9 protein-coding genes are annotated in these 11,639 nt (G+C 68.4%); 4 read left to right on the forward strand and 5 right to left on the reverse strand.

The genetic code is table 11. The features are described from left to right. Positions 1 to 699: 699 nt before the first annotated feature. The 4 genes from AC1DWT_RS36260 to AC1DWT_RS36275 form a co-directional block, all read right to left on the reverse strand. Complete coding sequence (locus AC1DWT_RS36260) at positions 700 to 1,740, reverse strand: ABC transporter ATP-binding protein (protein WP_206015660.1); 1,041 nt, start codon at positions 1,738 to 1,740, stop codon at positions 700 to 702. Beyond that, positions 1,737 to 3,251: an ABC transporter permease gene (locus AC1DWT_RS36265; RefSeq protein ID WP_241031603.1), complete on the reverse strand. Its 1,515-nt coding sequence runs from the start codon at positions 3,249 to 3,251 to the stop codon at positions 1,737 to 1,739. The genes AC1DWT_RS36260 and AC1DWT_RS36265 overlap by 4 nt, the downstream gene beginning before the upstream one ends. Before the next feature lie 71 nt (positions 3,252 to 3,322). Further along, complete coding sequence (locus AC1DWT_RS36270; protein WP_206015662.1) at positions 3,323 to 4,363, reverse strand: iron ABC transporter substrate-binding protein; 1,041 nt, start codon at positions 4,361 to 4,363, stop codon at positions 3,323 to 3,325. 130 nt (positions 4,364 to 4,493) lie between these two features. Next, positions 4,494 to 7,118, reverse strand: a complete 2,625-nt coding sequence (locus tag AC1DWT_RS36275; RefSeq protein ID WP_241031604.1) for an AMP-binding protein — start codon at positions 7,116 to 7,118, stop codon at positions 4,494 to 4,496. Between the two features lie 358 nt (positions 7,119 to 7,476). On the opposite strand from AC1DWT_RS36275, the gene AC1DWT_RS36280 reads away from it, so the two are divergent. The 3 genes from AC1DWT_RS36280 (at position 7,477) to AC1DWT_RS36290 (ending at position 9,942) form a co-directional block, all read left to right on the forward strand. Continuing rightward, positions 7,477 to 8,154 carry a response regulator transcription factor gene (locus tag AC1DWT_RS36280; protein WP_206015663.1) on the forward strand — a complete coding sequence of 226 codons (678 nt, stop codon included), beginning with the start codon at positions 7,477 to 7,479 and terminating at the stop codon, positions 8,152 to 8,154. Further along, positions 8,144 to 9,517, forward strand: coding sequence for a sensor histidine kinase (locus AC1DWT_RS36285; RefSeq protein ID WP_241031605.1), 1,374 nt, complete (start codon positions 8,144 to 8,146; stop codon positions 9,515 to 9,517). Before AC1DWT_RS36280 ends, AC1DWT_RS36285 begins: the two co-directional genes overlap by 11 nt. An 86-nt stretch (positions 9,518 to 9,603) precedes the next feature. Next, positions 9,604 to 9,942 (forward strand): PepSY domain-containing protein, encoded by a 339-nt coding sequence (locus AC1DWT_RS36290; RefSeq protein WP_206015664.1) that lies wholly within the window; start codon positions 9,604 to 9,606, stop codon positions 9,940 to 9,942. Between the two features lie 275 nt (positions 9,943 to 10,217). Here the strand turns inward: AC1DWT_RS36290 and AC1DWT_RS36295 are convergent, their stop codons facing one another. After that, positions 10,218 to 10,346: a hypothetical protein gene (locus AC1DWT_RS36295; protein ID WP_259376037.1), complete on the reverse strand. Its 129-nt coding sequence runs from the start codon at positions 10,344 to 10,346 to the stop codon at positions 10,218 to 10,220. A gap of 3 nt (positions 10,347 to 10,349) precedes the next feature. Here AC1DWT_RS36295 and AC1DWT_RS36300 point away from each other — a divergent pair, with 3 nt between their 5' ends. Next, complete coding sequence (locus tag AC1DWT_RS36300) at positions 10,350 to 11,303, forward strand: hypothetical protein (RefSeq protein WP_206015665.1); 954 nt, start codon at positions 10,350 to 10,352, stop codon at positions 11,301 to 11,303. The last annotated feature ends 336 nt before the right edge of the window (positions 11,304 to 11,639 follow it).

Raw genomic sequence — 11,639 nt, forward strand, 5'->3', positions numbered from 1 at the left:
AGGTTGATCATCGGCAACCCGGACGGCACCCGCCCGAGAATTCGTTGCGGCTCGATTGGGACGCTGCGGGGCAGGGATTTTCGCTGTATCCACGGAGATGACCTACCGACCGTACGCGATCCTCGTTGAGAATTCGCTGAGAGCGGGCCCGTTACCGGACATCCCGGGCTAATCGGACAATTTGAACCAAATAGAATGTGTGGCAACGCACCTCGCTGGTCATGTCCAGTTTGTTACGTTCACGATGGCCATGCATTCGCCGCCGTCCGTCCATCGAGTGCTACCCGATGGACGGAGGTTCGCGTTCGGGCTGCTCTACGGACTCGATACTTCGGGCAACGTGGGTCGGCTGGCGATGTGGCGATGGCGGCCCCTGTAGCCCCGTTTCGGGGCCGGTGACCACAAGGGACTCGACGTACTCAGCCCCCGCGGCGTCCACCTGCCGCGTTTCGGAATGATCCATCCGCTCCCGGTCCCCGCCTCAGGACAGAAAAGTCGACTGAACGGTGGGGTTGGCCCGGGCGTTAGGATGACGCCTGGCCGACCGGGAGTTTTACTGCGTTCCAGCGCGTCTCGCAAGTGATGCGGCGGATGTCGGTGTACCCAAACTGTCAGGGACCTTTCGTGCGGTGCCGGACCGGCCTACGGCTGCCCGGTTATGTGCGCCAAGGCCGTCGCACCACCCGCGCCGGGAGGCTCTCATATGTCGTACGCCACGGCTTTGCCGAGGACGCGGATGCCGACGCGGTCGCCGGGGGTGAGGGCGGTGGCGCCGAAGCGGCGCACGGTGACCCGTTCGGGATTCTCACTGTCCGCGGTGTCGAGGCGGATGCCGAGCAGCATCTCCGATCCGAGGTACTCGACGTCGACGACGGTCCCCGCGACGCCGGCACCGTCCGTGGTCAATTCGATCTGTTCGGGCCGCAACATGATTCGGGCGTTCCCGTGGACGCCGTTCGGTGCCACGGCGACGTCGCCGAGGGCGCAGTGGGCCCTGCTGCCCTCGATTTGCGCCGACAGCACGACGGCGTCGCCGATGAATTCGGCGGTGGGGACGTCGATGGGGGTGGAATAGATCTCGCGTGGGGTGCCGATCTGGGCGAGTCGGCCCGCGCTCATCACCGCGACCCGGTCGGCGAACGACAGTGCCTCGGGCTGGTCGTGGGTGACGAGGATGGTGGTGATCGCGGCCTTCGCGAGGACGTCGGCGACGATCCTGCGGGTGTTGGCTCGTAGGCCGGCGTCGAGGGCGGAGAACGGTTCGTCGAGCAGCATGAGTTCGGGTTCCCGGGCCAGCGCCCGCGCAAGTGCCACGCGCTGCTGCTGCCCGCCCGACAGCTGGTCGGGGCGCCGGGCCGCGTAGGACGGGTCGAGCGAGACCATCTCGAGGAGCTCGGCGATCCTCGCCGGGGTGCGGGCCCGGCGGGGGAGCCCGAACCCGACGTTCGCGCCGACCGTGGCGTGCGGGAACAGCGCACCGTCCTGGGCGACGTATCCCACCGACCGCCGGTGCGCGGGCACCCAGCCGCCGCCGGCGACGATCCGGCCGGCCAGTGCGATGGTGCCGGCGTCCGGCTTCTCGAAACCCGCGATCAGGCGGAGCAGAGTCGTCTTGCCGCAGCCGGACGGTCCGACGATCGCGGTGGTGGATCCCGACTCGACCGCGAACGCAACCTGTCGGAGGATGGTCGCGCCGCCGAACGACTTGTCGAGCCCTTCCACTTCGAGTGCGTAAGTCATAGTCCCGCCACCTTTTTCGACTGGGAGAAGAGCACGTACGTCATCGGCAGCGACAGCACGATCATAATCAGCGCGTACGGTGCGGCACCGGCGTAATCGATCTCGCTGCTGAGCGACCAGAACTGCATGGACAAGGTGCGGGTACCGGTCGGTGCCAGCAGGAGGGTGGCGGTCAGTTCGTTCACGATCCCCAGGAACACCAACGCCCCGCCCGCCGCCGTCGCCGGGGCGGCCAGTCGCAACGTCACCCGGAAGAACGCCGACAGCGGAGAGATACCCAGCGACTGCGCCGCCTCCTCCAGCCCGACGGGTGCCTGCGCGAGCCCGGCCCGCTGATTGATCAGGGCACGCGGCAGGAACAGCAGCGCGTAGGCCGCGATCACGACGGTGACCGTCTGGTAGAGCGGATGCAGGTAGCGGATGGAGACGGTGACCAACGCCAGCGCCACCACGATGCCGGGCAGCGAACTCGAGATGTACGTGCCGCCCTCGAGGAAACGGCTGAATCGTCCGCGGTGGCGGATCGAGATCCAGGCGATCGGGAACGCGAGTACACATGTCACGACAGCGCCGGCGATGCCGAAGCCGAGGGTCTGGACCAGCGCGGCGGCAACGGTATCCAGTTCCCAGACCGCGCTCCCGCCGATGACGAGCCAGCGTAGGACACTGACCACCGGGACACCGACGGATGCGGCGATCAGCACCCCGAGGAACAGCATCACGATCGGCGAATACCGCCAGCCGAGTTCGGCGGGGACGGCCCGGCGCGCGGCCCCCGACCCGATCCGGGCGTACCGGGCGCTGCCGCGGACGACCGATTCGATCACCAGCAGGGTCAGGCACAGCAGCACCAGGACCCCGGCGAGCATGGTCGCCGCGGCTCCGTTGAACGTGGACTGGTACTGCTCGAAGATCGCCGTCGTGAACGTGTCGAACCGGATGAACACGAAGGCGCCGTATTCGGCGAGAAGGTGCAGCGAGACCAGCAGCGCGCCGCCGGCGATGGCGAGCCGCAGTTGCGGCACCACGACGCGGAAGAACACCGCCCACGGGTCGGCGCCGAGGGCGCGCGCCGATTCCTCGACCGCGGGGTCCAGTCGGCGCAGCGTCGCCGCAGTGGGGATGTAGACGAGCGGGAAATACGAGAGGGTCGCGATGAGGACACCGCCGTGCAGCCCGCCGAGGGAGGGAATCGCCGTCACCCACGAATAACTGTTCACAAACGCCGGAACGGCCAGTGGCGCCGCGAGAAGCACTGCCCACACCTTCGCCCCGGGCACCCGGGTGCGCTCGACGAGCCAGGCGGCCGTGACGCCGACGGCGACGCAGATCGGCACCGTGACCAGGACCAGCATCACGGTGTTGGTGAGCAATTCGCGGACCCGGGGCCGGAACAGCAGCGCCGACGCGGTGTCCCAACCGGTGGCGATGCTCTGCGCCACCACGTATCCGAGCGGGATGAACGATGCGGCCACCACGATCACCGCGGCAACGGCCAAGGGCAGTGGCATGCCAGGCCGGGCGGACGGACGACGCGCCGTGTCCGCGTCCCCCGACCGCACTCGGCCGATCAGTGCGAGATTCAGAGCAAACCGGCTTCCGTCATCAGTTCGGTAACCTGCGGGCTGTTGAGCTTCGCGGGGTCGACCTGCGGCGCCTGCAGTTCGGCGAGGGGAACGAGCTTCGGGTTCGCGGGCACACCGCTGCCGACGGTGTATTCGAACGACGTCCCGGTCTGCAGGACCTCCTGCCCCTTCTGTCCGGTGACGAACTTCAGGAACTGCTGCGCCGCATCCTGTTTCGTGCTGGACTTCAGGACGCCACCACCGGAGACGCTGACGAACGCACCGGGGTCCTCGTTCTTGAAGTAGTGCAGAGCGACGTTGTTGCTGTTCTCACCGGTCTTGGCCTGATCGCCGAACCAGTAGTAGTGGTAGATGACGCCGCCGGGGATCTCCCCGGCGTTGACAGCCTTCATCACGGTGCCGTTGCCCTTGTAGGTGCGGACGTTGTCCTTCATCCCGGCCAGCCACTGCCGGGTGGCGTCCTCACCCTTCAGTTCGAGGAGTGCGCTGACGATGGCCTGGAAGTCGGCCCCCGACGGGGAGGCGGCCCAGCGGTCCTTCCATGCGGGGTCCTGCAGATCGAGCAGCGACTTCGGCAGCTGGTCCTGGGGCAACATGTCCTTGTTGTACGCGAAGACGGTGGAGCGGGCCGCGATGCCGGTCCACTTGCCGCTCGACGGCCGGTACTGGGCCGGGACCTGGTCGAGGACGTCCTGGTTCACGTCGGTGAAGAGCCCGGCGTTCTCGACCAGCGCCATCGCGGGGGAATTCTCGGTGAGGAACACATCGGCCGGCGACTGACCCCCCTCGGCCACGAGCTGGTTGCCGAGCTCGGTGTCACTGCCGTTGCGCAGTTCCACCTCGATGCCGGTCTCCGCGGTAAAGGCGTCGGCCCATTCCTGAGTGAGCGATTCGTGCTGCGCGTTGTAGACGGTGATCTGGTTGGCTCCGCCGGAGTCCGTCGCGGTGTCCGAACCGGAATCCGAGCATCCCGACACCGTCATCACCGCGGCGGTGGCCAGTGCCAGCCCCGACATCAGTCCGATCCGCATCCTCATCGTCCGTCCTCCTCCGCAGCGGGACCTCTCCCGGCCGTCTCCAGGAAAATGATGCCACGTGCAGGATTGGCAAACCTAACCATCTGGATTTTGGTGGACCGCGTATCAGGTGGGGAGGGCGTGCCTGCAATCAATGCGCCTGTCGGTTGGCAGTCATTTGTCCTGTTGCCGTGACACGCTGGATCGAACCAAAGATCGAGGCGATCCGGATCCGGTCGAGTTCCGAACGCAAGGCAGCGGGTCGTCGGCACAGGACGAGTACGAATGTCACCGCCTGCCAGTAGAGAATGCCGACCAGAATCGACAAGGCCAGCGCCAACCAGGGATGGTCGGCGCGCAGCGGCAGATACACCTGGAAGTGCGTCAGGTAGATGTACAGGGACGCGCTCGCCAACACCCCTGCGACCCGGCTCAACAGGGTGGGGCAGGGGACGGATCTGAGCCACACCAGCAGGCAGAGCCCACCGACGACGATCATTTCCCGCCGAGTCTCGCCGAAGAAGAACCCGGGAACCGTCGCCACGATCACCGAGGTGACGCAGAGGCGGTGCCATACGGTCGTCGCCGTGGCGGCGGCCCAACCGAGGGCGAACAGCCAGAAGACCACCGACGCGGTCAGGATGCGATTGGGGCCGTCGTCGACGTCGACTAGCCCGTACCGGGTGAGCAGGCCGAGGGCCACGAACCCCATCGCGAACCAGAACGGGTGCCTGCGCTCGATGCGGTCGAGGAGCGGGATGTACAGCACGGCGGCGGCGGCGAGCACGATGTACACGATCGCCTCGACGAACCAGTATCTCCACTCGGCGGACCACCCGTCCGGACCGAGAATTCCGTTGAGCAAGAACGCACTGGTGATGCGGTAGTCCCCGGTCACGGCGATGATCGACCCGATCCACACCATGCTGGGAACGGCGATCCGGGCGACGCTCGCGAGTGTGTGGCGGACACGTTCGGTCCGTTCGGCCGTACCGAGGTGGAATCGGGCGAAGTTGTAGCCGGCGATCCCGAGGAGCACGTGCGCTCCGCCGAGCACCGTGAACAGGTGAATGTGCGAGCCCGCGATCAGAACGATCGCGACCGCGCGGAGCAGAACATTGGTTTCCACTGTCCGCCACCGGCGGCGCAGCCGCGGAGCCGGCGCGAAGTCCCCGATCGGAGTCGTATGCCAGTTCTCGGGAAGGTAGGCGAGGATCTCCTCGAGCCGCAGGGACATCCGCACATAGGACAGGGAGTCGCCGCCCAGGTTCACGAACGTGCTGTCGTCGGTGACGTGCGTGCAGTGGAGGATCTCGGCATACAGCGCACGTAGGGTGTTGGTGTCGGGGCCGGTCCTCGGAGACGTGGCGCGCGGGGACTCGTACCCGTGCGCGAGCTCGGCCACGGCTCGGAGGTCGGGTTTGCCCGTGGAGGTCCGCGGAATCTCGTCGACGAGGCACACACGCACCGCTCCGAGCGGAAGGCCGCAGGCCCGCGCGGTCGCGCGCCGGACGCCGTCCACGTCGCCGCCGTCCTGGACGGCCACGATGAGCTCGTCCGTCCCGCCCGCGCAGCAGGCCGTCAGCCCGTGCTGCGCGAGTGCCGACTCGACGTGCTGCACGTCGATCCGCAGTCCGAAGACCTTGACGAATCGGCTGCGGCGGCCGACCACCTCGTACAACCCGTCACCCGTGTGCCGGGCGAGGTCCCCGGTCCGCAGTTCGCCGCCGAGATCGTCACCGAGGCGCAGGTCGTCGGGGGTGTGGGCGTAGCCGAGCATCACGTTCGGCCCCGTGTAGATCAGCTCACCGGTGCCGTCCGGGGCGTCGGAGACCGGTTCGAGCCGGAAGGATCCGCCGGGAATCGGCCGGCCGATCGTGTGCGGGTGGCTGGGCGCGAGTTCCGGGGGCAGGTACGCCATCCGGGCGGTCGCCTCGGTCTGCCCGTACATGACGAACAAATCCCAGCCCCGGCGTCGTCCCAGTTCCGAATAGTTTCGGACGCGGTCCGGCGGGAGCCGCCCGCCGGCCTGCGTGATGTAACGCAGGTCGGGCAGATCCATGTCGTCGAACCCGATCCGGTCCAGGAGATCGAAGGTATAGGGCACCCCCGCAAAGGTGGTGCCGCGGTGGGTCCGGACGAGGTCCCAGAATCCGGGGTCGGTGACCGAGAGAGTCGTGAGGATCAGGGCGGCGCCGCGGACCAGGTGGCTGTGGATGACCGACAGCCCGTAGCAGTAGTGCATGGGCAGCGTCGTGACAGCACGGTCGGTGTCGCAGATGTTGAGGTACTCCGCGATCGACTCGGCGTTGGTCTGCACGTTGCGGTGCGAGAGGCGGACGAGTTTCGGTGATCCGGTGGATCCGGAGGTGCTCAGCAGCAGCGCGAGGTCGGGGTGCAGCAGGTGCGCGGAGCCTGCACGCTGCTCCTCGACCACCGTGCGTCCGTCGGTGCTGCGCACCACCACGTCGGGCCGGTACGCGGCGATCAGGCCGTTGAGGCTGTCGGGATTGTCGCCCGGTGCCAGCAGCACCGGATGCCCGGCGAACAGGGCCGCGAGGTAGGTGACGATCAGATCGATCTCAGGGGTGCCGGCGACCAGCACCAGACGGCGGGTCCGGCCGAGCTGTGAGGCCGCCCGCTCGACACGATCCGCCAGTTCGCGGTAGGTGACCGTATCGTCCGGTGTGACCAGTGCCGGGGCGTCGCCGAATCCTCCCAACGCGCGCGCGAAGCCCACACCGCGGAGCTCTACACGGACGGACTGGCTAGGCACCGACCGAGTCTATAAGGCATGCCGTACCTAACTCACCTGTCGGGACAACGGCAGCCTCTCCGAGACCGCCCTGTCCGGGGCGTCGGTGCACGCGCCGATCCGCCGGCGCGCCCTGGCCGCCGGGTACGGCGCGAACGTCGTCGCCCAACTCGGCGGGCACTCCCCACCGCGCGGGGTTCGTCACCCAGCCGGTCATCTACTCGCATTCTCCGACACACTCGACGGTGCGATGAGATCCTCCCGGAACTGGCGGGGGCGGCGCCGTGCCGTCACGATCTGAACCCGGCAGCGCCCGGGGTTGGCCGGCCCGCATTTTTCAGCCGTGAGTCAGTTTCGGCCTGCGATCATGGACTGCACGATGCGGTTACTTGTGGTCGAGGACGAGCGGCGCCTTGCCGCCGGGCTGCGCAAGGGGCTCGAGGCGGAAGGTTTTGCGGTCGATGTCGTGCACAACGGCACCGACGGCCTCTGGATGGCGCGCGAGAACCCGTTCGACGCGATCGTCCTCGACATCATGTTGCCCGGGGCGAACGGTTACCAGGTGTGCCGGACCTTGCGTAGCGAGGGCAATTGGACCCCGATCCTGATGCTCACCGCCAAGGTCGGAGTCTGGGACGAGGTGGAGGGTCTCGACACCGGCGCCGACGACTACCTGGCCAAGCCGTTCTCGTACGCGGTGCTGCTCGCCCGGCTGCGGGCACTGCTGCGCCGGGGCGCGAGCCCACGCCCCACCGTGATCGAGGCCGGGGACCTGCGGTTGGATCCGTCGGCCCGCCGGGTGTGGCGCGGCGGCGAGCAGATCGAGTTGACGACACGTGAGTTCGCGGTCCTGGAGTTCCTGCTGCGCCATCCCGGCGAGGTGCTGCCGAAGGCGGACATCCTGGGTCACGTCTGGGACTTCGACTTCGACGGTGATCCGAACATCGTGGAGGTCTACGTGCGGCGGTTGCGCACCAAACTGGGGCGGTCGACGGATCCGCCAGTGATCGAAACCGTTCGTGGAGCCGGATATCGGCTGGTCGCCCATGGCGGTTGACCGTGTGGTCGCCCGTATCCGCCGGGTACGTGCGCGCGTCGGCACGGTTCGGGCGGGCACCACGGCGGTGGCGACCGTGATCGTCGCGGTCGCACTCGTCGTGGGCGCCGCCGCGCTGATCGCGGCGCTGCGCGGCACGCTGATCGACGAGGTCGAGGAGTCTGCCTGGGCGCAGGCACACGAGGTGGCGCGTCAACTCGAATCCGGCCGACCGCCGACATTGGAGGTCGCCGGCAGCGATGAGCAGTTGATCCAGGTGCTCGACCCGGACGGCGAGGTGCTCGCAGCGAGCCGCAACGTCACCGGCGAAGCCGCGGTGGCGCGACTGGAGCCCGGCGAGTCCGCGCGCGTCGTGACACCGCTCGACGACGACCCCTTCGTCGCGGTCGCGGCGGGCGCGCAGACCCCCGCCGGGCCGCGGACGGTGGTGGTGGCCAGGGCGTTGATCGGCGTCTTCGAAACCACGAGCCTGATCACCAGGCTGCTGATCGTCGGACTGCCGATAGTGCTGTTCGTCGTGGCGGGCACGACCTGGCTGACGGTGGGCCGAGCGCTCACACCCGTCGAGGCGATCCGGCGCGAGGTCGACGAGGTCTCGGCCGCGCAACTGCACCACCGGGTGCCCCAGCCCCGGACCGACGACGAGATCGGGCGATTGGCGTCGACCATGAACCGGATGCTGGCCCGCCTCGAGCGCGCCCGAAATAGTCAGCGACGCTTCGTTTCCGACGCCGCGCACGAGCTGCGCTCACCGATCACCACGATCCGCCAGCACGCGGAGGTCGCGCTCGCGCATTCGGACCGAACCACCACCGAGGAGCTGGCCGAGGTGGTGCTCGCCGAGGACCTGCGGATGCAGCACCTTGTCGAGGACCTGTTGCTGCTGGCCCGCGCGGACGAACACGTCCGGCCGCCGAGCGCGCCGGTCGACGTCGACGACCTGGTCTTCGACGAGGCCCGCCGGCTTCGCTCGATCACCTCCCCGCGAGTCGACACGGCGGCCGTGACGGCGGCTCGGGTGCGCGGCGATGCCGAGGCACTCGGCCGCGTGTTGCGCAATCTCGGTGACAACGCCGCCCGGCACGCACAGAGTCGGATCGACTTCGTCCTCGCCGATCGGGGCGGCGACGTGCTGTTGACGGTCGACGACGACGGACCGGGAATCCCGGAGCCCGAACGGGGGCGGGTGCTGGAGCGGTTCGTCCGGCTCGATGCCGCGCGATCCCGGGATGTGGGCGGCAGCGGTCTGGGCCTGGCCATCGTCGACGAGATCGTCCGGGCACACGGTGGGTCGGTGTCGATTTCCGAATCGCCGTTGGGCGGCGTGCGCGTCGCGGTGATACTGCCCGCGGGCGATGGCTGAACACGTTTCGACGAGCGTTCAGGCTGCCGTCAGGTGACCGGGGGCAGCCTTACCGCACGGGGAGATTCAGCGAGGGAAGTTGTGTGATGAGGATCAAACATGTCCGACTTGCGGCGGTTGCCGTCGGCGTCGTGGTCGCGATCGGAACGGGTGTCGCGGTGGCCTCGAGTGGTGACCAGGAAACACCCATCACCGGGGACGCCCTCACGAAGGCCAGCGCCGCCGCCTTGGCGCACACCGACGGCGGAACCGTCACCGGCACCGAGATCGGCGACGAGGAGAGCCTCTACGAGGTGGAGGTGACTTTGCCCGACGGCAACCAGGTCGACGTCCAACTGGACCAGAACTTCACCGTCGTCGGTACCAAGACCGACGGGCCGGGCACCGACGACGGAGCCGGCGTACCGGACAACGACGGCAACTGAATAGGCCCCGGGATGAACACCGGCCCCGTGCGCCGCCTCGTCGCGATGGTGCTCTGCGCGGTAGTCGGTGTCGCCCCGGCCGCGTGCGGCAACGACTCCGCCCCCGCGGACTGCATCGGGGTCGTCGACGAATCCGGCGACCCGACCGACGAGTGCCTGCCCCTCGCATCGGACACTGCGCGCGTCGACCTCGGCACACCGACCTTCGCCGCACCGACCTCGATCACGAACCGGCTGCATCCGACGAGCGCGCTCGCGCAGATAATCTACGGCGGTCAGGTGGGCGGCGAGCCGCTGCGCACCGAGGTGACCCGGATGCCCGGGACAAAGACAATCCCGTGGCGCGGCACGCCGGTCGAGACGGTGATCGTCCAGTACGTCGCATATTGGACGGGCGCATCCACGAGGTGGCGATCGACTGGTTCGCCCAGGCCGGCGACGGGTCGGTGTGGTACTTCGGCGAGGACGTTGTCAACTTCGAGAACGGGAGCGTCGCCGACACCGAGGGGACTTGGATGGCCGGCGACCAGACACCGGACGCGATGATCATGCCGGCGCAGCCGCGCGTCGGTGACGTGTACCGCCCGGAGAATGCCCCGGAGGTGGTGTTCGAGGAAGTGCGCGTCGAGAAGGTCGACCAGGATGTCGCCGGCCCGAGCGGAAACATCGGCGGCGCCATGGAAGTCAGCGAGCTGCATATGGACGGGACACGGGAGGGGAAGATCTTCGCTCCCGGGTACGGCGAGTTCTCCACCGGAAGCCCCGCTGGTGACCTCGAGGCGGTGTCGCTGGCGTCGCCGACCGACATGCGGCCGGGTCCGGCTCCCGCGGAGTTCGGCGCGCTGTCGATCGCCGTCGGCGATGTCTTCGCCGCGGCCGCCGACCCCGAGCGCGTGGGGCAGACCGTTACGGCACTCGATCAAGCATGGGATTCGGTGCGTAACGTGGGCATTCCGCCTCAGGCGGAGCTGCAGATCCAGCGCGACATCGACACCCTCACCCGTGCCGTCGGCAATCGGGATTCGAGGTCCGCACAGTCGGCTGCGCAGCGCATCGCCCAGAACGAGCTCGACCTTCGACTGCTGTACCGGCGGGTGATTGACGTCGACGTGGCCCGTCTCGCACTGTGGGCACGCCAGCTTCCGGTCGATGTGGCCGCCGCCGACACCGGTGCGGTCCGGGGTGATACGGCGGCGCTGGATCGGGTCTGGGAGCGCACCCGGCCCGGGGTCGAGGAAACCGAGGATGTGGACACCGCCCTCGACGAGGTGCGGCGGGCGGCCGACGGCGAAGACCTTCCCGCGGTCGGCCGGGCCTCGGCGAACCTCACGCAGGCGGTTGCGGGATTGCACACCAGGTGAGCACCGGCCGATCCGAGCCGTGCCGAAGCGAGCGTGGGCGCTCGAAGTCGCCGATCTCGGGAACACGTGAGGCTCGGCCCAACTCAGTGGGCGCGTGCGCAGTCATGGGCTGACCATGCAGTGGGGACGCGGATGCCGAGTTTCGCGCAGTTCCATCGCGCGACCGGACGGAACGAAGGTTGCGGCGCGCGAGAGCCCGCTGCCCGCGAGCCGCTCGGTGTTCGTGGGCCGGGTCGCGTCGGAACCGCGGGGTGGGTGTCCGCGTCAGGAGGAGCCGAAGCTCGGCGGCGGAGACATCCTGAAGGGTGCCGGCGGGTTATTTTGCTCGCGGTTCCG

Source organism: Rhodococcus sp. P4_B6, assembly GCF_056402215.1.